We start from the raw sequence: 25,526 nt of genomic DNA, 5'->3' as shown, positions 1-25,526 counted from the left end.
TGTAGATGCTGGTTTATCATTGTCTGCTCTTACACTTCTCAACTCATCCGTATTATCTCGTAATCTTTTTCAAAAATCAAATAGGATTCCTATATAACCTGATTATACTGGGTATTGAATTCGGCGTCTGACATGAAAATTAGCACGAAGAAATCAACAAAGGCTATTAATGCTGGGATACAAGTTACGGAAAACAATAAGTACAAAATACCTGCTACATTTTGTCCTAGATAAAATTTGTGAATTCCCAGCCACCCGCAAAAAAAGCAAAGCAGAATAGCTGTAGATTTAGTCTTCATGGCATTTCCTTTATTAATTAACTCTAATAAATATTTGCTGGCATCCAATCCACCCAAAAGTTTTGGGCTTCCCCGATTATTTATGTGGTTTACTATTGAATTTTGCTGTCAGAAAATAAATAAGGATTATACATAGCTGAGATTCCATTAAGACTAAATATCCTTTGACTAGGTAGTTAAAATCTAGGTTGGAATTGAAATAAAAAATCAGACAACCAATTGCTATATATGGAACCAGACGTAACCGATGAAAATTTAGTCTTAGTCTTTGGTTCTTCAAGTTGCTCATCAGATGATAAAGTTATGTTGACCAATAATTGCTGATAAACAATTGATCAGTCACTACAAAGTTACTTGACTTAACAAAAAAATTGAGCGTATTTATCAGGTGAGTTTAGCTAACTTTTATCTTTAAAACCTCATAGAATTTACCGATCTTCTTGAGATTTAGCTCAATATATTTCCGTAAACTTCCTGATGACTAAAATGAAGTATAAAGCAGAAAAAATCATTGGGTTTTTGCGTTCATCGCTGTTCTAAACAACAAAAAGATGCAAAATTCAAGAATGACAGCGATTAGCATTTATTGTTCCACTCACAACCAGAGCAAGTTTCCGAGGTTGAGTTTGTGGCGTTGACTTTGGAAGTATGCGATCGCTTCTCGTTTTCGATGCACATTTCCATTTTTTGTCAATACACAAGATGTTTATTCTACCTATAACCTTCTCTATGACTTGCTTTGAACTATGTTAAGAAAGATTCGGGTAATGGATAGCCGCTCTTGGGGAGGGGAGTAAGATTCAAAGCTTCTTTCCTAAAAGGAGACAGGTCAGAGTGTATTTTTATTGAATGATACCTTTATCAAAAACACGATTATCAGTAGCGATCGCACTTATTTCTATTCTATCTTTATAGACCTCATAAGAGGCAAAACTTAAATCACTGGTGGAATACTCTGTCCACTCAGAACGCCCTACAGGACGATTGCCTGCACCCGCGCCACAAATTAAATAAGTTGTACCATCAATAGCACGAGTGCGTTCATAACTATGTTCATGACCATTGATGTAAAGTTGAACGGCGTATTTTTTAAATATAGGAGTCAAAGTTTTAATAAAATCTGGATTACTCCCATACTGGCCCGATGAATAAATCGGATGATGTCCAAACACCACTTTCCAAGGAGCATTACTAAGACTTAATTCTTTTTCTAACCAAGTTAGCTGGTTTTTCCAATCAGCATTACTGTTAGTATCTAAAGCGAAAAATTGGACTTGATTACGTTTAAATGTATAGTAACGTCCCTTCATATTAAAGCCGACATACTTGACTTGTGGCTCACCATTATCAGTACGAATATCGTGATTACCTAAACAAGCCTGAAATTTCACACCTTGCTTGAGCAAAGCTTGGTAGGGACGCTCAAAAACTTCGGCGATTTTTTCAATTTCGCCGTTGTTGTAAATGTTGTCTCCAGCTAAAACTACTAAATCATAAGGATTTTTCTTATGATAAGCATTCATCGCTCCAGCTACAGCATACTGTCCTTTAGCTCCAGTCCCTGTATCAGCCACAGACACAAAACGTAATAACAAGTCTTTTTTGGCTGGGTTGGCGGCTATAGCTGTTGTTGAATCGCTAATATCAGCACTTTGATGATTTTGATGAGCTAACATCCAACCTAAAAATCCTGTACCAATAGCACCGAGGCTACTTAACAATAAAAATTGACGGCGTTTCAGGTTCATAATTTACCAAATTTAATAAATAGTCAGTTTAGCGGAAGCAATGTGCAATGAAGTGATACATTAAGGCAAAAGAGGCAGCACACAGTAATAATGTACGTTGTTTGTCTTTGATTCGCTGCTTTTGGTAAAAGTTCCATGTCACAAGACAATCAGTCAAAACCGACGAATGAGCAGGTAACTCAACCTCCCCAAAAACCTTACCAGAGAGTTCAGCCAATTTGGAAGGCTAAAATTATCCAACTTCTCCGAGGGACGATTGGGGTTTTAGAAACAACGGTGGACAAACTGGAGACAGCACCCCCACCTGGTACTGAACAAACTCCCAGTTTTTTGCAGCAGCTTCAGTTGCGATGGGGTGGACTCTTAAGAACAATCCGCTTGTTTTTACCATCAAATTTGTCAACAAAGTTATCAGATACGGCTTTGACGGGAATTGTGACTGGAATTGCTGTAATTCTCGTTTGGACAACGGCGACTGTCTTCACTGGTAAACCTACTGAAGTAGCCACAGTTCCACCAGTTGAAGAGGTTCCTGTACCAACACCAACGATAACTACTCCACCGGAGTCAGTCGTACCAGAACTACAGCCGCCAGAAGTACAAACTCCGCCACCACCAACGCCGGAACCGAAACCAGAACCAATTCCCACGCCAACGCCGAAACCAACCATAGAATTGACGCCAGAACAAGCCTTGATTGCGGCTATTGAAAATCAGGTAGCCGAAATTAGCGATCGCATTGCCTCTGGTCTGATAAAGTCAATTCAAGCCAACTTCCGCACCAGCAATCTGACTGTCAAAATTAGTGATGATTGGTACACTCTCAAAGAATCTCAGCAGGACAAACTAGCCGCGGAAATATTACAACGCTCTCAAGAACTTGATTTTACCCATTTAGAAATTATTGACTCCCAAAATAGGCTGATAGCGCGTAACCCAGTTGTTGGTACTGAGATAGTGATTTTTAAACGGCAAACAACAAGTTAAATAATTCGTAATTCGTAATGACGCTCTCTACCAGACGCTGCGCGTAGCTTGCTTCTTTGCAAAAGTACGCGGACTCGCTAACGTAATTCGTAAAGCACATTATAAAAAGCGTTGAATAGATGGATGCCAACTCAAGCAAAGTATGCGTTTTGTAATAATTCGTGTAGAAAATTAATTTGAACGTTTAACTTCAAGTATTTATGTTAGATAACCTTTCGCTATTGCTCAAAGCTTGTGAAAAATTAAATATCAGCTATGAAATTATTCATCCGGCTGAAAACTTAGTAAAAATAAAACTGAATAATAAACAACATTATTTTTGTAACTATAGCACTCCGTTAATTAATCAAGCAGTAGCACAAATTCTCAAAGATAAGGAATACACTTATCATATTTTAAATAACAAAGTTAAACTTCCTCGGACAGTAGGTTTTCTTTCTCCTTTTTGTGACATCCAGTATAAGATTTACTTAAAATTCCCAAGCTTTCAAGATATTATATTAGAAATAAAAGAAAAATTTGAAATCCCTGTGATTGTTAAAAGGAATTCTGGATCGAGGGGACATAACGTCTTTTTATGCCAGAATACAGATGAAATTGAAACTGCTTTAAAAGAGATTTTCAATATCAATTATAAAAAGTATGATTACGTTGCGATCGCTCAAGAGTTCATCAAAATTAAATCTGAGTATAGAGCCGTTTTCTTAAATAAAGAGTTAGTTCTCCTCTATGAAAAAGATATAACTGATGCCAAATTTGCGGGTAATCTTAGTCCTCTGCACTGGGATGGCGCAAAAGCCAGGTATATCAATGATCCACAAATATTATCAGAGATAGCTAATTTTGCTAAACCAATTTTTGAAGAATTAGACATTGATTATGGTGGTTTAGATATCGTCTTAGATCGAGATAACCAATATTGGTTGATTGAAATCAATTCTCGTCCCAATTATAGTATTTTCACTAGAGACAATGGTGAGGAACCTGTGTTGAAAGTTTTTGTAAAAATGCTTATTAGTCTAGCCTCAAAATAAAAAATTCAGCGGACATGATATCAATCCAAAATCCAAAATTCAAAATCCAAAATCTAAAATTGAATGACTCCTAACTCAGCACTCTCACTGCCTGAGTTGGTATCCATACAGTAAAAATTGAGCCAATACTTATAGTTGATTCTACTTGAATTCGACCCCGATGAAGTTCTACAAGTTGTTTAGTTAAAGCTAATCCAATTCCAGTGCCTTCGTAGCGGCGGCGATAGGGTGTATCGAGTTGCTGAAATTTCTCAAACAGTAATGGTAATTGTTCTTCGGGAATACCGATTCCGGTGTCTTCAACTTGAAAAATAGCGGTATCATCCTCCACCCAAAGACGTAAAGTAACGCTGCCACTTTCAGGGGTAAATTTAATAGCATTAGTTAACAGATTCCAGAGAATTTGTGCTACTCGTTCTGCATCGGCGGTAAAGCGATCGCGTCTGGGATCGATTTGCAAATCAAGTTTGAGATTAATTTGTTCGCTTGTTGCTTTTTTTCGCAGTGATTCTACAGTATTTTCGGCAACATTCACCAAAGAAAATTCCGAATGAGAGGTTCGGATAAAGCAATTTTTTTCCGTGTAATTCAACACCGATGTAATAGCATCTGTAGCACGGGCTTCATAGACAATATAACCTCCATAGTGTTGGTAGTCTTCTAGTAGGGGTTGATTATTTATTGACACAAAAGGCGAGTGTTTACCGTTGCCATCGTGTATAGAAAAATAGATTTTGGAAGGTTCCCCAACCGATAGTTCCATGCCTGTTGTCAGTGCCGTTCCATTGAAGAGAATAGTGTCAGACTGATATTGTTGAGTCTTGACTTTGGAACCTTCAAATTTATAGATTACTAATCTGTCTAATTCCAGAAACTCACGCACCTGTGTAATTGCTGTTGCCATAATTACTCGTAAATCCAGACTTTTGCGGATCTGCGTTGTTACCTGATTCAACAGCCGCTCTTGGAAAATCTGTTTTTTTAAAGCATCTTCCACTGGCTGACAAATATAAACTGCCGGCGCAGTTGAGCTTGGAGGTGCTATTATTTCTTGGGTTGGCTGAGTTAGGAGATATTCTAATAACAACAGCGAGAATTTACTTTGGAGGGTGGCATCATTAGGTCTAATAATTTGGCGATAGCGTTCGAGATTTTGGTGAGTATAAGAATCGCACTCAAACAAGTCTCTCAATTCGTAGACAAAGGAAGCGATCGCATCCAAATTAAACGTCAACTGAGCATTGATTCCTGAGTAACTTCCCTGCTCCTCGTCAAAGTTTCCTACCAAGAGCGTACTAAACTGCTCAGAAACCACTAGTGTAAACCTTTGCCTTTGCCACTCCCCAGGTATACAAATTCGTACTAACACAGCTTCTGTCAGTACTAAAGCGGCACTTCCCACCGTTTGAGCCATCTGTTCTAACAACTCCCCAAGCTGATTAAATACAACAATAGGCAAGATTCGACAAAAGCTCAAATCAGGAGAACTAAGCATTTTCAATCATTTTGGTAAGAGGGGGCTGAATGCAGGGAAAAAAGTTTGTTTTAATTATCTACTAACCAACAGTTTAAAACGGTAAGACAGGATTATGCATCGTATAAGTAGCACATCGGGTGGATGGAATCAGTCAGAGGGTTTAATTTTTTTAGAACAAACTCCAGCGCCTTTCGTGTTGATTACGGCTGCTGATACCGACATTCAAACCTTGGCAGCTGCGGTGACAAAATTACCTGCAAGCTTTCCGGCATTAAGAGTCGCCAACCTGTTGCAGTTGCAGCAACAATTAAGCATAGATACTTATGGAGAGCAAGTTTTGGAACTTGCCCAAGTAATTATTTTGCGCCTATTAGGAGGACGTTCTTACTGGGGTTATGGCTTAGAAGTAGTGCAAGAAATTGTGCAACGTAATGGTAGAACCCTGATTGTAATGCCAGGGGATGACGCTTTTGATCCCGATTTAATTTCTCAGTCTACCGTGCCCTTGGGTGTTGTTAACCAGGTATGGCAGTATTTTAGCGAAGGCGGCGTAGAAAATTTCGTTAATGCTCTCGAATTTATCTCCGATACTTGCTTGTCAACTGCATACAATCCCCCGCTACCCCGGCCGATTCCGCGTGTGGGATTGTATGAATGGGGAGTGGGGAGTGGGGAGTGGGGAGTGGGGGAGCAGGGGAGCAGGGGAGTGTTAGAACTTGATTCATCCACCTTTGATACTCGTTCATCCACCTCAGAACTTCAAGGCTTCCAATGCCCAATGCCCAATGCCCAATGCCCCACCCCCAAAATCGGCATCCTTTTCTACCGCGCTCATTATTTAGCGGGAAATACCAAGGTAATTGATGCTTTATGCGAAGCTTTGGTACAGAAAAATTTACAACCAGTGCCAGTGTTTGTTTCCTCATTGCGTGAACCCGATGTCCAAGCGGAGTTGAGTGAATTTTTCCAACCCAAAGAAGCCGAATCAATAGCTGTGCTGCTGAATACCACCAGTTTTTCTTTAGCACGCTTGGAAAGCGAAACACCCCAAACCGATCTGTGGCAAAAATTAGATGTGCCTGTGTTGCAGGTAATCCTCAGTGGTGGGTCAATTGAGCAGTGGGAGTCACAGTTTCAAGGGCTTTCTCCCCGCGATATCGGGATGAATGTAGCGCTACCAGAAGTAGATGGGCGGATCATTACTCGTGCTGTGTCTTTTAAAGCAGTGCAAACTCGTAATCCCCATTTAGAGACAGATGTGGTAATTTATGAACCAGTGAGCGATCGCATCGAGTTCGTTGCTAAACTAGCAGCAAATTGGGCGCGTCTGCGTTCCAAACCACCCCAAGAACGGCGAATTGCCCTAATTTTGGCAAACTACCCCAACCGGAATGGACGCCTCGCTAATGGTGTGGGACTGGACACCCCAGCTAGTTGTGTAGAAATCCTGCAAGCTCTACATCTGGCTGGGTATGAAGTAGAAAATCCACCTGCTCAAGGAGATGAGTTGATTCAACGGCTGACAGATGGCGTCACAAATGATCCGGAAGGTCGAGAATCGCGTCCGGTGCAGCAAAGTGTTTCTTGGGAAGAGTATCAAGAGTATTTTGCTTCTTTGCCGCCAGCAGTGCAGCAGGGTATTAGTGAAAGGTGGGGACTGGGGACTGGGGACTGGGGACTAGGGACTGGGGACTGGGGACTGGGGACTGGGGAAAAGGAAAACGGGGGAGACAAGAGGAATACCCAATACCCAATCCCCAATCCCCAATGCCCAATCCCCGTTCCCGGAATTAAACTCGGCAACATTTTCGTGGGAATTCAGCCACCAAGGGGTTATGATAATGACCCCAGTTTGAATTATCATGCACCAGATTTAGAACCAACCCATGCTTATTTAGCTTTCTACTATTGGGTCAGAGAATGTTTTGGTGCTGATGCTGTAGTTCATGTGGGAAAACACGGAAATCTAGAATGGCTACCCGGTAAAAGTGTGGCTTTATCCAGCAATTGTTATCCAGAAGTGGCTCTCGGCGCACTTCCCCACCTGTACCCATTTATTGTGAATGACCCTGGTGAAGGTTCCCAAGCCAAACGTCGCGCTCAAGCGGTGATTATAGATCATCTAACGCCGCCAATGACTCGTGCGGAACTCTACGGTTCTTTGCAACAGTTGGAAAATTTAATTGATGAGTATTATGAAGCGGAAAGTTTAGATCCTTCGCGTTTGCCAGTGATTCGCGATCGCATCCGCGAACTGGTGATCAAAGAAAATCTCCATCTAGATTTGGGAATCCAAAATGAAACAGAAATTTTTAATTCTGAATCTCTAGTTTTTAATTCTATCGGTGGCTACCTTTGTGAATTGAAAGAAGCCCAAATCCGCGATGGGTTGCACATTTTTGGGCAATGTCCGCAAGGACGCCAGCTGCGAGATTTAATAGTAGCGATCGCTCGCATACCTAATCGCTATTCTTCAGGTATTACCCGTGCCATAGCTCAAGATTGGGGTCTAGACTTCGATCCCCTGACAGCTGATTTGTCAATGCCTAGTGGCGAATACTCAGTAGTCAATGGCACACAATGTCGCACCATCGGCGATATAGTCGAAGTCCTAGAAGAACACGCCGCCCTTCTAGTAGAACAACTAATAAATCAGGATTCAGAAATCAGAATTCAGGAATCTTGTACAGACGCGATTCATCGCGTCTCAATTTGGATACGCGATCGCCTACTTCCCGCTTTACAACAAACCCACCAAGAAATCACCCACTTATTACACGGACTCGATGGCGGATACGTCCCAAGTGCCCCATCTGGCGCACCCACGCGCGGACGCCCAGAAGTTCTACCAACAGGGAGAAACTTTTATTCTGTCGATATTCGCGCCATTCCCACAGAAACAGCTTGGGATATCGGTAGGAAAGCCGCTGAAACCCTCGTTGAATATTACACTCAAGAGCATGGTGAGTATCCAAAAACACTAGGTTTATCGATGTGGGGAACTGCCACTATGAGGACTGGGGGTGATGATATTGCCGAAGCCTTGGCTTTACTTGGAGTTCAACCTGTATGGGATGGTGCAGCACGGCGAGTAGTGGATTTTGAAATTTTGCCCCTAGCGATTTTGGGGCGTCCCCGTGTAGATGTCACCTTGCGAATTTCGGGATTCTTCCGGGATGCTTTTCCCAACTTGATTGATTTATTTGCTCAAGCAGTATCAGCAGTAGCAGACTTGGATGAACCGCCAGAACAAAATCCCCTCGCCGATGCAGTTCGCCAAGAAACTGAGTTGTGGACTCAACAAGGATTAAGTTTAGAAGAAGCAGTGGTGCGATCGCGCTATCGCATCTTTGGTTCTCGCCCAGGTGCTTACGGCGCCGGACTCCAAGGTTTAATCGAATCGCAAAACTGGACAGATGACCAAGATTTAGCCCGCGCCTACATCAACTGGAGTTCATACGCCTACTCCTCAGGAAGCGGTGCAGGGGAAGCAGGGGAGCAGGGGAGTAGAGGAACAGAAATTCTTCCTAATTCGCAATCCCCACTCCTAACTCCTAACTCCTCACTCCTAACTCTTAACTCTCCCCTCCCCTCCCCCGAAGCCTTCAAGCAACGCTTGTCCCAGATGCAAGTTGTGCTGCACAATCAAGATAACCGTGAACACGACCTACTCGATTCTGATGATTATTACCAATTTCAGGGTGGCTTAACTGCTGCGGTGCGTTCTCTACAGGGAAAAAATCCCCAAACTTATTTTGGTGATAATTCCATACCCGCCCAACCACGAGTCCGCCAACTGAAAGAAGAAATTGCCCGGGTGTATCGTTCTCGCGTAGTTAATCCCAAGTGGATTGCGGGAGTCATGCGCCACGGTTACAAAGGAGCGTTTGAAATGGCAGCGACGGTGGATTTTTTATTCGCTTACGATGCAACAGCTAAATGTGTCGAAGATTATATGTATCAAGGCATAGTAGAAGCTTACTTGCTCGATCCAGTTGTCTCAGAATTTATTCAGGAAAAGAACCCTTATGCTCTGCGTGATATTGCTGAAAGATTATTAGAAGCACACAAGCGCAATTTGTGGGAGGATGTAAATATAGGAACATTAGAAGCTTTGAGGAACCTAGTACATCAAGCTGAAGCAGTTATCGAAGAAAAATCAATGGTGTAGGAAAGAAATATGGAGAATCTTGCGTATTTGCACCTAGCTTTCGCCTACGAAGACAGCACACCCAGTGAATTGGTCTCCTTCAGTTCTTTGTTTAACAAAGCAGCTGCACCAGACTGGAAACGGCTTTCTGGTAGGGCTTGGAAGTATATGTTGCCCCTTGCTCTGTCCTTGTCCATTCTTGGCGCTGTCAGCAGTGTCATGGCACTGGAAAAAGGCGATCAAGGCCCTTCTGTCAGGAATCTACAACAAAAGTTGAAAACAGCAGGTTTTTACCAAGCTTCTGTTACCCAAGTATATGACGTATCCACACAAGAAGCTGTGCGGCGCTTCCAAAAGTCCGCAGGTTTACCAGTGGACGGCATTGTTGGAGCAAGCACCCTGCAAAAATTAGAAAGTTGGCAAGCAAAAAAGCCCACAACTGCGGCTACACAAGCTAAAAAAACCACTGCTGTAAGTACACAAGCCAAAAAGCCCAGCACTATTAGTTCAGCTAGTTCAGCAACCAGCCAGCGCCACAATCCCAACTACCTTGCTAAAGGGGATGAAGGTGAAGATGTCAGGGTTTTGCAAGAACGCTTAAGAGTTGCAGGTTTTTATTACGGGAACGCCACAGGAATATTTGGCCCGATTACCGAAGAATCTGTAAAGCGATTCCAAGATTCTTACAAATTAAGCGTTGATGGAATTGTTGGCCCAGCAACATTACGTAAATTGCCGGGAGTTGGCATCGGTGATGGAGAAGAGGCTCCCAAAAAGGTAGTCAATCGAGATAAACTGCGTGTAGGCGATCGCGGTGAGCCAGTTAGAATTGTTCAAGAACAATTGATCCAGGCAGGATATTTAGAGGGAGAGCCAAATGGCTACTATGGGCCCTATACTGCCGATGCTGTACGGAGATTTCAGTCAGCAAACTTTTTGACAGCAAGTGGCGTTGCCGGCCCAACTACGCGAGCCAAGTTATATAGCTCAGTTAATACTGCTAGCAAAAGCGAATTTAATACCCTAGAAATCCAAACGCGACTACGGGAGCGGGGTTTTTATAAAGGCAAACTGAACGGTGTGATGGCAGATGACACCAAAAAAGCGATTAAACAAGCCCAGGAATTCTACGGCATTAGCCTCAAGGATCTTAAGAGCGGACGCTTTTAGCATCCGCTTTGGTGTTGTTAGTATCAGTCCTCAACGGGTTGTTTGCCTCCAATAACAGCAAATTAAAAACTGCTCAAAATTCCATTTATTTGGTTAATTTGAGTAGTTTTGTTTTGTTATCTACCCAAGTGCTAAAGCGGCATCAGTGCCCGTTGGCACTTGGGACACACTGCATGGATGGTCATTTGACAGTCCAGCAGGTGGAAACCTTCTTTTTGAGCAGTTTTCGCCCCAATTTTTAAAATTGAGTCGTTTTTAAACTCAATGGTTGAGTTGCACCTAACACAAATTAGGTGATGGTGATGATGGGGGTAGGGCTGGTTGATCTCATAATGCTTATGTCCCTCGCCCAGTTCTAGTTCCCGTAAAAGTCCCATCCTTGCCATCAACTTCAAAGTCCGATAAATAGTTGACAGACTGATCCCTTCACCATCAGTTTCTAGCCGATGATAAAGATCCTCCGCACTCAGATGTTCACCTTGCGGAAGTTCTTGAAAAATGTGTAAAATTGTTTCGCGCTGGGGAGTTAAACGCCAGCCTCGTTCGTTCAGTTCTGCCTTGAGTGAAGTAGTTGTGTAGACAGTCATACTAATATTTCTCAACAAAGCTCGTTAGTTGAGAATATAACAAATATTTGGAGCGATTTGCAACAATCATTGCTTATTGATAATTTTTGCTAAATACTTAAGAATAATTCATTAAATCTTGATCAAAATTCAAGTAATAAGCTGTAGTGCATTTAATTTGCATACAGCTAATAGTTAGGATACTTGTAACGATTGCATCCCTTAACTTTGAATTTTGAATGAGTGAATTTTGAATTGTTTAGTTGATCCCCCGATTCAACATTTCTGAGCAAAGGTCTGGGGAAACTCTTGTACAATTAAATGCAAATTATTTGCTACAAGCCTCTAAGAGGCTTTTGACCTGGGGATCAAATCAGTCTTTTGTCCCTAGTCATTTGTCAAGTGCAGTTTTCTAATGACAAATGACTAATGACAATTGACTAAGTTAGAGACTCCAAATAGTCGCGGATGAGGTTGCGTCGCTTGGGTTGACGGAGCTTTTGCAAAGCCTTGGATTCTATTTGTCGGACTCGTTCCCGCGATAAGTCAAGAGCGCGGCCAATTTCTGCTAAAGAATAAGGATGACCATCTGCCAAACCAAACCGCATCAAAATTACATCGCGCTCCCGACTAGTCAAATCTGACAGAAGATGATGCAAATCTCTTTGTAAAGATTCTCGCATTAACATCTCTTCTGGGGTTACACTGTCAGTTTCGAGTAATTCTCCTAACTCAGTGTCTTTATCCTTGCCTACTTTGGTTTCTAAAGAAACGGAGCGAGGAACCCGCAACAAAACTTCTCGGACTTGGGTCGGTGTCATCTCTAACTCAGTAGCTAAATCTTCTAGAGTCGGGGTGCGACCTTTTTCTTGAGCAATTTTGCGTTGGGCCTTTTTGATTTTGTTTAACTTTTCGGTAATATGAACCGGGAGGCGGATCGTGCGACTAGAAGTAGCGATCGCTCGTGTAATTCCCTGACGAATCCACCAGTAAGCATAGGTACTGAAGCGATAACCCTTAGTGGGGTCAAATTTTTCTACAGCCCGCTCCAAACCCAGTGTGCCTTCTTGGACTAAATCCAACAATTCCAAACCGCGATTTTGATACTTCTTAGCAACAGACACAACTAGGCGAAGATTAGCCTTAATCATGTGTTCTTTTGCTTGGAGTCCTTGTGACTGAACTTGCTCCAACTCTTCTACTGTCAACTTGGCGATTTCAGCCCAGCGACGTTTGCCATCTGCCAAAGTCGGTCTGAGATCCGGTACCATTATGCCAGCAGTGGCAGCCCATCTTTCCAAAGATGGGCGATGTCCTAGTTCAGAGGTCAGACGTTCTTGAACTTCAACTAACCTCTGATAGGGGGTAATCACTTCATCTCCAAGCTTTGCGGCGTTAGCAAGCACTATCCGCATCCGCAAGTAGCGCTGGACTTTTTGAGCTTCTGAAACCTCTTCATCGCGCCCTAACAAGCGAACTCGACCAATTTCCTGAAGATATAGACGTACTAGGTCTGTACTACGACGGTTAGTGTTAGCAGCAAAGTTAGCATGGTCAACAGAAGCCATCTCCAGCTCCTGTAAATCATCTACCGATAACTCACTGTCATCAACCGTCAGATCTGAGTCCAAAGCCTGGCGGGACTTTCTGGTGTTATAGGGGGCATCTGCATAAAAAGATGTTGCTGGCATAAAGATTGTCTCAATGGCTCCAGGTAACAATAGATTACGGTCAGCTTAGATTACGGTCAGCTATTCAACTGTTGCTATTGTTCCCGTGATTCACGATGAACTAACACGGTTGAAGGTTCCATTACAATTTTTTTTAGAAATTAACTGTAAAGGTTTTATTCGATACAGTATTACTGAACTTAATCGGCTGCTAAACTTTTGATTAAACCAATAGCTATTCAAATCCGCAGCTAGGTTTTCAATATTTCAACTACTTAGTTAACATTTCAACTTTAAAGGTTCCTGATAGTAACTTTTGTAACACAGTATAAACATACTTCAGTGAATATCATGTTTATAATTGGCATAGTCACATTTACATGGCGATAAAAGTAATATCCTGACGATTTAGCAATTTTTTCTCAGGATTATTAATGTATAAGTAGAACTAATAGATATCAGGGAAGTGATTAGGATTAACGGCAAAAATTCTATCAATGCGAAGAGTGAGTAACGCGTCCTCTTCCGTGTCAGTCTTAACCTGTCAATTTCAACTTGATAGACTACTAACTATCAAGCTAACGAAAGCCTGGTACGTAGTCAGCACTTCAGTGCTTAACACAAGGACTAAAATTCTTACTACAAACTTATTTACCCAGCATAGTTGACTTGATCAACTGCTAGTAGTTGTACTCTGGCTTGATATCTCGCAGCATCAGTTCATCAAGTGCTTGTCGGGGTGTGACTTCACCTTGAAGTAACCGATAAACTTGCTCGGTAATTGGGACAGCTATGTTTTGTTGCTTGGCTCGTTGCATCAAAACCCGACAAGTGTTCACTCCTTCAGCAGTTCCTTGTAAATTTGTGAGAGTTTCTGTAAGCGACTTACCACCAGCTAGCTGGTAGCCGACTTGGTAATTGCGGCTTAAGGGACTATTGCACGTTGCTAACAGATCTCCTAGACCCGATAAACCATAAAATGTTTCCGTCTTTGCACCCCAGTCATTGCCAACGCGAACCATTTCTGTAAGTCCACGGGTAACTAAAGCAGCTTTGGCATTTGTTCCCAGTTGTAAACCATCGCACACACCAGCTGCGATCGCAATGACATTTTTCAGTGTTCCCCCCAGTTCCACCCCCAAGGGATCGGGATTGGTATATACCCGGAAACGTTGAGATGAAAATACTAACTGCACTACTTCCGCAGCCGTGGGAATATTACTGGCTACCACCGTTGCTGCTGGTAATTCTAGTTGAATTTCTTTAGACAAATTAGGCCCAGACAGGACAACCACTGCATGGTTAGGAAATACTGTTTGCCAAATTTGCGACGGTGTGCAGGTGGTTTGAGGGTCTAAGCCTTTCGTCGCTGTGACAAAAATTGTCTCTGGAGAAAGGGGTAAAGACTGGACTTGGGAAGCAACATCTCTCACACCAATCATCGAGATAGCGGACACGACTATTTGGACATCTTTTAAAACTGTTTGGAGAGTTTGGGAACCTTGACGCGACCACACGCGCACCTGATGACCATTCCCTGCGGCGAGATTTGCTAGAGATGCACCCCAAGCACCCGCACCAAGAATTGCTACTGATTTTGCATTAGTCATTAATCAACAGTCTCCCCATCACCCAATTACCCCATCTTCTTAGCAATCTAAAATCTAAAATTGGCTGCGGGGATAACGTTCCATTAATTCTCTAACTTGTTCAGCATGATATGAGCTTCTTGTCAATGGTGAAGAAACAACTTGTAAAAATCCGATTTCTTCGCCGAATGTCTTCCAAGCAGCAAATTGATCTGGGTTGATAAATTCATTTACCTGCAAGTGTTTTTGACTCGGTTGGAGGTATTGCCCGATTGTCAAAATGTCGCAATCTACATTTCGCAAGTCTTGCATGACTTGGCGGATTTCGGCATCAGTTTCACCGAGTCCAACCATGATCCCGGATTTAGTGTATGTGCGAGGAGAAACTTGGCGAGTTCGCTGCAATAATTCTAATGTGCGATCGTAGTTTCCTTGGGGACGCACTCGACGATACAGGCGTGGGACAGTTTCGGTATTGTGGTTTAATACCTCTGGCGCAGCTTGTAGAATTATCTCTAGAGCGTTCCAATTACCGCATAAGTCAGGAATTAGCACCTCAATTGTGGTGTTGGGTGAAACAGAGTGAACCGCATTAATACACGCCACAAACTGAGATGCACCACCATCAAGCAAGTCATCTCGGTTTACAGAAGTGATTACTACATGATTGAGTTTCAGGCGGCGAACAGCTTCGGCTAGTCGTGAAGGTTCCGTGGGATCTAGTGGTTTGGGCTTTTTCTCAAAATCTATATCGCAGTAGGGACAAGCGCGTGTACAAGCCGGGCCCATAATCAAAAACGTGGCAGTCCCAGCGTTGAAGCATTCACCAATATTCGGACAGGACGCTTCCTCGCAAACTGTATTGAGGGCTAAATCCCGCAAAATTTCTTTGACGTTACCGATGCGCTCACGCTGAGGTGCTTTTACCCGCAACCAGTCTGGTTTTACAGTCACAATCCGCTTTTACCACTAGAGTTATACAAATTTAATCGTAGCAAGCAAAGCCTTTGATGAAGTGATCATATATAGATGTAATTCTGATATTTGGCACAGGTTGTGATATTCTTATATTTACAATGGCATTTTTATGGCGGGATGTGGCGCAGCTTGGTAGCGCACTTCGTTCGGGACGAAGGGGCCGCTGGTTCGAATCCAGTCATCCCGATTTGTTGTACATTCGCTAATTAATGTCGCTACTTTGATGAGGTGGAATTAATTCCACTACACTTCATATACTGAAAAAGTTCAGAATAATCCCGAACCAAGCGTGCCTTTCAACCCTCCTATTGAAAAATCTATCTGTAAGTATCAACAACAAAAGCAGCTAAGGAGGCGATCATCGCATGATTACTCTTGAAACCCTTGAAAAATAGCTGCTTGTACCGACAGAGACAGAACGGCTTGAATTCAAAGAAGCCAAACAACAGTTTAATTCGACTAAGCTGCTGAAATATTGTGTATCGCTGGCGAATAAAGGAGGTGGTTATATCGTTTTGGGCGTTACCGATAAGCCACCTCGCCAAGTAGTAGGTTCGCTAGCTTGGGGAACAGCAGAAGCTCTGAACAGTATTAAGGCGAAAATAGTTAATGAATTCAGATTTCGGGTAGAAGTTACAGAATTACAACATCCAAATGGTCGAGTGCTAGTTTTTGAAGTGCCTTCCCGTCCTCTAGGTCGTGCATTGGATTATCAGGGAGCCTATCTGATGAGAGCCGGCGAAGAACTGCAACCAATGACTCCTGATATGCTGAAGCGGATTTTTGCAGAAGACCAACAAGATTGGTTTTCCCAACCCGCCCGATCTGACGCTAGCCCTGACGATGTAATCGCCCTCCTCGATAATCAGAGCTACTTTGAACTATTAGGCATTCCCTACCCTACCAATGGCGATGCCGTCCTTGAAAGATTGCAGAGCCAAGATTTAATCAAACAGACAGCCCAAGGTTGGACAATCACCAACCTAGCTGCCATCCTTTTGGCAAAAAAACTTGATGCCTTTTCCCTCGCATTGGCTCGTAAAGCACCCCGTGTCGTGATCTACGAAGGTATCAGTAAGCTAAAAACCCGCGACGATAAAACGGATAATCGAGGATATGCGGTTGGCTTTGAGGGGTTAGTGGATTTTGTCTACTCAGCAGCACCGCAAAATCACTTTGTCGAAGAAGTTGTGCGGGAAGAAATGAAGATGTTCCCCAAACAGGCTTTACGAGAACTTATTGCTAATGCACTAGTGCATCAAGATTTTCTAGCGACGGGAGCTTCTGTGATGATCGAGATGTACAGCGATCGCATTGATATCTCTAATCCTGGCATCCCGCCCATTCAGGTGGAGCGCTTTATTGATGAAAATCGATCCCGCAACGAACAACTCGCCTACCTAATGCGACTTTTCGGTATATGTGAAGAAAAAGGCAGTGGTATTGACAAAGTTATAAGCGCAGCAGAGGACTTTCAACTACCGGCACCAGATTTTCGAGTGGGTGACACACGTACCACAGCAGTACTGTTTGCCCATCAAGATTTTGCCCACATGAGCAAATCAGACCGAATTCGAGCCTGCTATCAGCATTGCTGTCTGCTGTATGTCAGCAATCAACAAATGTCTAACCAAACCCTACGGGAGCGGTTTGGTCTAAGTGAATCAAGGACAGCAACCGTTTCTCTGATTATAGGAGCTACCAAAGAAGCTGGCTTGATCAAAGCAGACGAATCCGAATCAACCTCTACCCGCTATGCTCGCTATCTCCCTTTTTGGGCATAAAAGTGCTTTAATGCAAACCGAGATTAGTAACCATCAAAGCCTGAAACCCTTACATAATCAGTAAAAAAGTGCTTTAATGCAAACCGAGATTAGTAACTATCAAAGCCTGAAACCCTTTCAGAACCAACAAAAAAGTGTTTTAACGCAAACCGATGCAAACGAAATATGAATGACAGCCGAAACCCGCGCCGAACTAATTGACCCCGCACTAAAAGCCGTAGGCTAGGGCATCATCGAAGGTAGTCGCATCCGCCGCGAACTTATCGCCCCTGGTCGCTTAGTTGGTAATGGTAAACGCGCCCAATCAGACATCGCCGATTACGTGCTGATCAATCATGGTGAAAAACTCGCTGTCATCGAAGCCAAAAAACGCGACTTGCCTGACACCGAAGGCTTAGGACAAGCCAAAAAATACAAAATTAAATGCAGCGACTCACAAAGTGATGTCGTTATTGCCTAAGATGATAGCGATCGCAAAATCAGTGAATCATCTTTAGTCTACAAGGAGCGATGTCTAAGGGCAGGCTATTCGGCGATCGCCTTTGTTACCTAGCGTTATGTGAAATAAGTCTCAAGATAGTGTCTACCTCACCACGAAAAAACTTAAGCTTGGTGTATAAGTTTGGGGAAATAGTGATGAATAAGGAAACAGTTCCTAGTCAAGCAGAAAAGTCGAATCCAGAAGGCGATCCATCGCAACTAAGTCCAGAGGTACTCGACAAAATCAAACACCCTGCGAGAATAGACGATGTTATCCGGGAGCAATCACCAGAAGAACGTAGGAGTAACCCAGCTTTAGTACCGGAAATGATTGATCAACCAAATGATGAATTGAACGGATTCACGAAAGAGTAATAGAAAAGCTCAGATTCCCGACTTCTTTAAGAAGTCGGGAATCTTTGTTATTGACGTTAACTTATGCTGTAATCTGTTGCTACCCAAGATTATGCAGTTGTTCCTGATATACTTCTGGCGTGTTGATGTCTAATAGCACAGCCGGAGTCTCAAATTTAACTTGATGAATTACTGGATAAAATTCTCTGAGAATTTGGCGTAAACCTAAGGTTTATTCACAGATATTTTGTAAGTGCGATCGCATCCCATTACTAAATAACAATGGATGTCCCATTTTACCTTCATATGTGGGTACAGTGCTGTAACTCATATTTATCTAAATACAGTAAGCCTAACGCACTCTACATAATTATATTTCCAATCTAAAATAACTTACCATCGTCATCTATACTAGGTTAGATTCTATAGCAGTTTAATTTTATTACTAGGGTTGTATATACAGGAGTTGTCACAAAGTAATTTAATATTCAAATATTACCTATTGCCGATTTCTTGAAAATTAATACTTAAGTAAATTCAATCTATCTAAAGATATGAATTAGAAAAATTATAAAATTTCCAAAATTAACATAAAAAATAAATAAATATTATGAATGTTCAACTTGAAAGAATCCTAAATAATTCTCCTAATTTCAGCAATATTTCCCAAGTTTAATAGCCAAAAGATTGATGTCTGGTGACAAACTATTAGTCGAAATCTATTCAGGAATTACGCAAAATTATGAAATAATTAGAAGCATTTGCGGAGCGTCTCGTTGGCGCAGGCTCTCGTACAGAACAGAAGTGGCTTATCGCAAAGTTCTTGCGTAAGGCCTAATATTGTGAAACGATAGCTTGTGACTTGCTGATATAGCTGCGACTAGCCTATCTATAGGCTCACTCCAGAAAAAAGTACTGGTAACGATAACGATAATGACGCACTCTCCAAATTCAGGAAACAATCAGGAACCATCTAATCGTCGTCTGTGGCTCCTGCTTTTAGGACGTACCAGTTTGGCTGTGGGTGGGGTTTTGCTGGTTGGAATTGCCGCTGGTGCTTGGTGGGCTAGAAGCTATGTATATAAAGATTTAGCACCATTAGTGCAGCAAAATCTTCAGCAATTGCTTGGGCGTCCAGTAAAAGTAGGGAATGTTGAACGTTTTTCGCTTTCTAGTCTGAGATTTAGCTCTCTATCGATACCAGCAACTCCCAACGATCAAGATCAGGTGGTAGCAAAAGCTTTGGAGGTGCAGTTCTCGCCGTTACAACTTCTCCTCACCCGAAAACTAATATTAAATGTCATATTAGTTCAACCCAATGTCTACATCCAACAGGATAAAGATGGTCGTTGGGTTACAGCCCAAGTTAAGGCTGCGGAGGGACAAGGCTTTATTCAAACTGAGTTGCAGACACTTCAAATTCAAGATGCCAATGTAGAGTTGATGCCATTCGCCGCACCAACTAAACCGAAAGGCTCAGTAATATTAACCCAAGTTGGTGGTGTTGCCCGATTTTCAGATCAAAATCAAAGGATCGGTTATGACATCAATGCTCAACTCACTAGGGGAGGTGCTGTTAATATCGTTGGCGAAACACAACTAAAAGCTCAACAAACTAGCCTCAAGCTGCAAGCACAAAATTTACAAGTATCAGAGGTCAGTCGATTAATTCAGTTGCCAATTGCCTTGCAAGCAGGGTATTTAAATGCTGACTTAGGGGTTCAGATTCCACCCAAACTCTCAGAAATAGCGATTACGGGAACAGCTACAGCTAATCAAGTAACTGCTAAAATTCAAAATATTCCTCAGCAGATTTCTAATTTTAATGGGAGATTTATATTTCAGGGTCAGACAGTTGCTTTAGATAATTTGAGTACGAACTTTGGCAAAGTTCCCATTCTGGCAAATGGAACAATTAATACCCAAACAGGTTTTAATGTCTCTGCTCAGATAAAACCAGTTAGTGCAAAAAATATCTTAGACACATTGAATGTAAATTCGTCAGTCCCAGCTAGTGGCGAAATTCAAGCAAATATTCAGGTACTAGGCCCACTTCAACAACCAGTCGTCAGCGGTACAGTAAGCAACACAAAACCTATTCAAGTTGACCGCGTTCAATTTAAAACTATCAACACTGATTTCCGCTTGAATGCATCTCAAACTGCATCTCAACTTACTGTTTCCAATCTGAAAATAGTCCCCGCAGCAGGTGGTCAAATTACAGGCGGCGGTCAAGCTAATCTGGGAGCTAAAGATGGGGTAATATTTAATGCTCAAGCTGATGGGATCTCAGGAGATATACTAGCACGAAGTTATGGCGTTACTCTACCGATCGCAGTTGGAAATGTTTCAGCAAAAGCCCAAATTTCTGGCTCACTTCGCAAACAGCCCCTGAAACTTGATATTACTAGTGTTCAGGTTACGCCGCCAGCCGGGGGGAAAATCACAGCCAATGGTCAAATTCAACTCGCTCCCCAAGGTCAGGTAAGCGTAGATATTCAAGCTCAAGGTATCCCAGGAAATGCGATCGCTCAAGGTTACGGCATTTCAACTCCAATTAATATTGGTGGTATATCTGCGAACGCTAAAGTTTCTGGTTCTCTAGGTAGACCGTTAAACGTCAACATTGCTCGCGTTCAGGCAAATCCAGAGGTGGGAGGGCAAGTTACAGCCAGTGGTCAACTTCAGCTTGCACCCCAAGGCAGGGTGGCGTTGAATGTACAAGCAAAAAATTTACCAGGGGATGCGATCGCCCGAGCCTACAAATCCTCACCCTCCATTACCATTGGGAATGTATCGGCAAATGCGGATATTTCTGGCACTCTGAGCAACTTGCAAACAGTAGCGCAGGTGCAAGCGCCGAAAGCTACCTATCCCACTACAGCACGAGTTGTTGTTGCTAAACAAGGAGAGAATATCCTTTTACCAGGTGCGGTGTTGAACGTGGCAGGTGGGACAATCGTGGCTCAAGGTCAACTTGCACAACAACGCTGGCAAGGAGTTGTCAACACTTCTGAAATTCAACTCAACCGTTTTTCACCACAACTGCGAGGACGGCTCAATAGCAATATTCAGTTAGCAGGCACAACAAAATCTTTCCAGCTTGCAGATATTCGCGCCGCCGGACAAATCCGCCTTTCCCAAGGGGTAGCACTGCTGGCAAAACCGCTCACCGCTCAATTTAAGTGGAATGGACAGCAGATTATAGTTGAAAACGCAAGTACCCCAGGATTGAGTGCGAATGGTGCGATCGCTGTTCAAACTCCAGCAACTGGCGCACCCCAAATTGCAGGATTTAATTTAAATGTACTGGCGCAGAATTTCAACTTAAAAAATACAGGCTTTCAAATTCCTGGTGACGTAGCGGTAGCGGGGCTAGTTGATTTTAATGGAAAAGTCACAGGTACTCCAGATGTACCTCAAGCCAATGGCAATATCCGGCTGCGGAATTTCCAGGTTAGTAGTTTGGCGTTTGACCCGCTTTTAACTGGAAACGTGAATTTTCAAGGTGGACAGGGGGCAAGTTTACAACTAGCTGGGAAGCAAGACAGGATTGCGCTTAACCTGGGTGCAGATTATCGTCCAACTTCATTTTTAGTCCAACGCGATGGGGCAGTTACTACAGGTAGAACTGAGGGAGATAACTTGCTTATCAATGCCCAACAGTTTCCCATTGCTCTGATTGGGGGCTTTTTACCTAACAATCAATTGAAGCCACTGGCGGGGCAATTATCGGGGAATTTAGTTGTTAATCTGAATAATTATGCCGTTGCGGGAGACGTTGCGATCGCAGCGCCTCGTGTTGCCAGAGTTGCAGCAGATGAATTTCGCGGTACGATCAATTATGCCGATGGTACTGCTAGCTTGGCTAATGGTCAATTGCGGATTGGAGATAGCAACATCGCCCTGAGTGGAAATGTGCAAACAGGGAATGACCCGAAATTTCAATTTCAAGCTAATTTTGATCAAGCCAAAATCCAGAGACTTTTACAAGCGTTTAATATCTTCGACTATCAAGACCTTAATACCGGGTTGCAGCCTCCGAAGTTGGCTAAAGCAGAAGTACTTAACACTGAATCTGTCAGTTTACCCAATGCAGATTTGAAAACACAGTTAGCATATTTCTCAAAAATTACCGCATTGGCAGCAAAACAACAGCAAGTACAGACAAAACAAACTCCATCTTTGCCCACCCTTGCAGAATTAACGGGTGCTTTGAGCGGAGCAATTACAGCCAATGGCTCCTTAAAATCTGGGTTGAATGTCGGCTTTAATTTTCAAGGTACAAACTGGCAATGGGGTGAGTATTCTATTAATCAAGTTATTGCTCAAGGCACTTTTGCCGATGGTATCGTCACACTTTCGCCCTTGAGTGTTGGGATAAATCAAGGACTGGTGGCGTTTTCAGGACAGTTAGGAACTGAGCAACTATCTGGAAAGTTGAATATAGCAAGTTTACCTTTATCACTTTTAGAGCCTTTTATCCAAAAATACCCCATAGATATCACAGGGAAAGTGAATGCTGACGCCACATTAGCAGGTAGTTTACAAGATCCTAGTGTTAAAGGGCAAGTTGCGATCGCGGATGCGACTCTGAATAAAAAACCTGTGCAAACAGGAAAGGTGGACTTTGATTACAACAAAGCTCGGTTGAATTTTGATAGTACTTTACTCGTGACCGGAACGCAGCCAGTTACCATTACAGGTAGCGTACCTGCTCCCTTACCTTCTGCCAAAGTGCAACCGGATAGCAATCAAATCAGCATCAATGCCAATGTGCAAAATGAAGGTTTGGCACTGTTAAACCTGTTTACCAACAATCAAGTTGCTTGGGTAGACGGTCAAGGAAAAGTAGATTTAAACGTTCAGGGTACTTTAAAGGAACCAATTATCAACGGCAATGCCACACTTAATAATGCAACTTTTAGCGCTCAAGCTTTATCTGATCCTCTAACGAATGTCACAGGAACAGTGCAATTTAATGGTGATACACTGAATGTCGAAGGTATCCAAGGCACTTACAATAAAGGGCAAGTGACTGCATCAGGTATCCTGCCAATTTTTACTCCTGGGCAAGCCGCAGCGAATCCCCTGACAGTCTCAATAGCAGATAAACTTAATTTTAAACTTGCAGGATTGTATCAAGGCGGTGTCGGCGGCGATGTCGTAATTCGCGGAACAGCGTTAAAACCGGTAATTGGTGGAGAGATTAAACTGAGTGATGGTCAGGTAATTATTGGAAACTCGGCTACTGCTAATAAAAAACCAGCAGCGACAGCAGAGGCTAACCCTAATGTCATAAACAGAGAAGAGGTTAACCCTAACGTCAAACCTACAGCAGAGAATAGCGCTAGCCCAGTGGCTACAGCAGAGAATAACGCTAACCCAGTAGTTACAGCAACCGGAAGTAGTAGCGCAGTAACTCCACCCAATTTACCTATAGAGTTTGCAGATTTAAAGTTGATTTTAGACAAAAATATTCGTGTTGGCACTCAGTCCCTACTGAGCTTTGTACCCGGAGCAGCCGCATTGAGTCAGCCCCTATTGAGCTTTGACGCCAAAGGCGACTTGACCATTAATGGTACATTAGCCAAGCCCCTTCCTGAAGGAGTCATTCGTTTGACAGGAGGAGGACTGAGCTTATTTTCCACTCAGTTCACCTTGGCGCGGGGCTATGAACAAACTGCGCGGTTTATTCCAAGTCAAGGACTTGACCCGACCCTAGATGTGCGACTTACCGCAATTGTACCGGAAGCATCGGCAAGAAACAGTCAAACTTTGGAATCACCATTGTCTTCTGAAGTCAGCGATGTTTCTGTAAACAATTTTGGGACTTTAAATACCGTTACCGTTCAAGCTAGCGTAAACGGGCCAGCTAGTGAATTGAGCGACAATCTAGAACTGACGAGTGAACCTAGCCGTAGTAAGGGAGAAATAGTTGCTCTGCTGGGTGGCTCGATTCTGAATTCTTTCGGTCAAACAGATGCAGGACAAGGGCTGACTAATTTCGCTAGTTCGACCATTTTAGGTAGTTTACAAGGAACTATCACTGCGATCGGACAGGCTATTGGTTTCAGTGAGTTTCGGATATTTCCTACTCCATCTACTAATACTAATAAAGCAGCGATCTCTTCAGTTCTTAATTTATCAGCAGAAGGTGTGTTTGACATCAATAGAAACGCATCTGTTTCTTTATCACACGCTCTTTCTAACAATGATGACTCTTTCGTTTACAATTTGCTCTATCGACTCAATGACGAAATTCTCATGCGAGGCTCAACTAATTTGGGGGATGACAGTCAATTCCAAGTTGAGTATGAAACCCGATTTTAGATCAATACAATTTTACCTTTCGTCACATAGTCTGATTTTTTAACGCTGATAGTTTGAATATTCTCAGGATTTAAATAAGTTTCGACGTTTGGCAAATCCATCTTTTATTTAAACGCAAAGTGTCGCAGAGGTTTTTCAGCGTTGTATTAAATATCTAACTGAATTGTATAGCCTAATCTTTTTGGTAGGCAAATCTTATAAACATTGCCTTGATTCATCTCGTCTGGTGTCTGCATTTGACTCAAGGCGGTGACTACTTCATCAGAATTTGCCGTGAGGATGATCACGGGGCGATCGCTATTCCTGATCTTAGTGCTATGAATAATCCTAAGGTGATTTCCAGAATAAAAATTACCACACAAGATCATTCCATCGTCGGAGAGAAAGGCTGTTCGCCCTCTTAAATCGGTAAAATTATTTTGAGAAATCACCTAAGTAAATATTACCTGTAACTGAAGCAGCAATAAAACCAGCCCCAACTAGCATCATCTTTCAAGGGCAGGTTTTTAGAAATGGGTGAATGATAAGATAAAACATCGTGACACAAAGTGGGTGATGAATGAGTATTCAGGTTTGAACAGTTGGATAGCGATCGTTAGCCATTGCGTAGTTTACCGCCGCAGGCATCGCCATTTTATGGTTGGTCAGTGTTGGTGGTGCGGCTGATGCTACTAACACTCTTCTGTAGTTATGATGATTTACCCCCAAATCATGTGGCACATAAGTTACCGCCTGCTTTCCAATCCACACGCACTCTCAGTTGTTTTCGTCGTGGTTTCATCAAGCTGATCGTTGCCTTATTATTGGGTCAGCCTCTTCCTTTTGGTCACTTTGACCCTGAACCTTGGACTACTCATCTCAACTTCTTTTCTGCCTAAAAAAACCTGCCCTTGAAAGGCTCCCCCGA

The 25,526-nt window shown here is 42.7% G+C and carries 16 protein-coding genes, 1 tRNA gene and 2 pseudogenes; 10 read left to right on the top strand and 9 right to left on the bottom strand.

The features are described 5' to 3' along the window. Positions 1-89 precede the first annotated feature (89 nt). Together V7K30_RS03400 and V7K30_RS03395 are read right to left on the bottom strand one after the other, a co-directional pair. Complete coding sequence (locus V7K30_RS03400; RefSeq protein ID WP_334997107.1) at positions 90-299, bottom strand: TM2 domain-containing protein; 210 nt, start codon at positions 297-299, stop codon at positions 90-92. An 842-nt stretch (positions 300-1,141) separates the two neighbouring features. Next, positions 1,142-2,047, bottom strand: a complete 906-nt coding sequence (locus V7K30_RS03395; RefSeq protein ID WP_334997105.1) for a metallophosphoesterase family protein — start codon at positions 2,045-2,047, stop codon at positions 1,142-1,144. 135 nt (positions 2,048-2,182) lie between these two features. On the opposite strand from V7K30_RS03395, the gene V7K30_RS03390 reads away from it, so the two are divergent. Then, positions 2,183-3,034, top strand: a complete 852-nt coding sequence (locus V7K30_RS03390) for a hypothetical protein (protein ID WP_334997103.1) — start codon at positions 2,183-2,185, stop codon at positions 3,032-3,034. Between the two features lie 200 nt (positions 3,035-3,234). Continuing rightward, positions 3,235-4,068: an ATP-grasp domain-containing protein gene (locus V7K30_RS03385; protein WP_334997101.1), complete on the top strand. Its 834-nt coding sequence runs from the start codon at positions 3,235-3,237 to the stop codon at positions 4,066-4,068. Positions 4,069-4,138: 70 nt separating this feature from the next. Here V7K30_RS03385 and V7K30_RS03380 read toward each other — a convergent pair whose 3' ends face one another. Further along, positions 4,139-5,563, bottom strand: coding sequence for a sensor histidine kinase (locus V7K30_RS03380; protein ID WP_334997099.1), 1,425 nt, complete (start codon positions 5,561-5,563; stop codon positions 4,139-4,141). Positions 5,564-5,657: 94 nt separating this feature from the next. On the opposite strand from V7K30_RS03380, the gene cobN reads away from it, so the two are divergent. Together cobN and V7K30_RS03370 are read left to right on the top strand one after the other, a co-directional pair. Beyond that, entirely contained in the window at positions 5,658-9,716 is a 4,059-nt protein-coding gene (gene cobN, locus V7K30_RS03375; RefSeq protein ID WP_334997097.1) for a cobaltochelatase subunit CobN, read from the top strand. Positions 9,717-9,725: 9 nt separating this feature from the next. Then, positions 9,726-10,865, top strand: a complete 1,140-nt coding sequence (locus V7K30_RS03370; protein ID WP_334997095.1) for a peptidoglycan-binding domain-containing protein — start codon at positions 9,726-9,728, stop codon at positions 10,863-10,865. 131 nt (positions 10,866-10,996) lie between these two features. Here the strand turns inward: V7K30_RS03370 and V7K30_RS03365 are convergent, their stop codons facing one another. From V7K30_RS03365 to lipA, 4 genes are all read right to left on the bottom strand, one after another. After that, entirely contained in the window at positions 10,997-11,452 is a 456-nt protein-coding gene (locus V7K30_RS03365) for a Fur family transcriptional regulator (RefSeq protein ID WP_334997093.1), read from the bottom strand. Between the two features lie 419 nt (positions 11,453-11,871). Further along, a complete protein-coding gene (sigC, locus tag V7K30_RS03360; RefSeq protein WP_334997090.1) occupies positions 11,872-13,122 on the bottom strand; it encodes an RNA polymerase sigma factor SigC in 1,251 nt (416 codons plus the stop codon). 659 nt (positions 13,123-13,781) lie between these two features. Beyond that, positions 13,782-14,711, bottom strand: coding sequence for an NAD(P)H-dependent glycerol-3-phosphate dehydrogenase (locus tag V7K30_RS03355; RefSeq protein WP_334997088.1), 930 nt, complete (start codon positions 14,709-14,711; stop codon positions 13,782-13,784). Positions 14,712-14,765: 54 nt separating this feature from the next. Beyond that, complete coding sequence (lipA, locus tag V7K30_RS03350; protein ID WP_334997086.1) at positions 14,766-15,644, bottom strand: lipoyl synthase; 879 nt, start codon at positions 15,642-15,644, stop codon at positions 14,766-14,768. Positions 15,645-15,781: 137 nt separating this feature from the next. On the opposite strand from lipA, the gene V7K30_RS03345 reads away from it, so the two are divergent. The 5 genes and pseudogenes from V7K30_RS03345 (at position 15,782) to V7K30_RS03330 (ending at position 24,619) form a co-directional block, all read left to right on the top strand. Continuing rightward, positions 15,782-15,855, top strand: a tRNA-Pro gene (locus V7K30_RS03345). A gap of 208 nt (positions 15,856-16,063) precedes the next feature. Further along, complete coding sequence (locus V7K30_RS03340; protein ID WP_334997120.1) at positions 16,064-17,452, top strand: ATP-binding protein; 1,389 nt, start codon at positions 16,064-16,066, stop codon at positions 17,450-17,452. Between the two features lie 169 nt (positions 17,453-17,621). After that, positions 17,622-17,876, top strand: a pseudogene (locus V7K30_RS34175) (type I restriction endonuclease subunit R); the annotation flags it as partial. A gap of 212 nt (positions 17,877-18,088) precedes the next feature. Beyond that, entirely contained in the window at positions 18,089-18,307 is a 219-nt protein-coding gene (locus tag V7K30_RS03335; protein ID WP_334997118.1) for a hypothetical protein, read from the top strand. A 912-nt stretch (positions 18,308-19,219) separates the two neighbouring features. Next, the gene (locus V7K30_RS03330) at positions 19,220-24,619 is read left to right on the top strand and encodes a translocation/assembly module TamB domain-containing protein (protein WP_334997084.1); all 5,400 of its coding nucleotides are present in this window, start codon (positions 19,220-19,222) and stop codon (positions 24,617-24,619) included. Between the two features lie 146 nt (positions 24,620-24,765). On the opposite strand, the pseudogene V7K30_RS03325 reads toward V7K30_RS03330, so the two are convergent. Together V7K30_RS03325 and V7K30_RS03320 are read right to left on the bottom strand one after the other, a co-directional pair. Beyond that, positions 24,766-24,912, bottom strand: a pseudogene (locus V7K30_RS03325) (ureidoglycolate lyase); the annotation flags it as partial. A 274-nt stretch (positions 24,913-25,186) separates the two neighbouring features. Next, a complete protein-coding gene (locus tag V7K30_RS03320; RefSeq protein ID WP_334997082.1) occupies positions 25,187-25,339 on the bottom strand; it encodes a hypothetical protein in 153 nt (50 codons plus the stop codon). Between V7K30_RS03320 and V7K30_RS03315 the strand changes: the two genes are divergently transcribed. Next, a complete protein-coding gene (locus V7K30_RS03315; protein ID WP_334997080.1) occupies positions 25,333-25,497 on the top strand; it encodes a hypothetical protein in 165 nt (54 codons plus the stop codon). The genes V7K30_RS03320 and V7K30_RS03315 overlap by 7 nt on opposite strands. The last annotated feature ends 29 nt before the right edge of the window (positions 25,498-25,526 follow it).

Source organism: Nostoc sp. (genome assembly GCF_036917655.1).
Classification (GTDB): Bacteria; Cyanobacteriota; Cyanobacteriia; order Cyanobacteriales; family Nostocaceae; genus Nostoc.
Note: the sequence above shows the minus strand (reverse complement) of the source record. Positions and strands in the feature narration are given on the sequence as shown.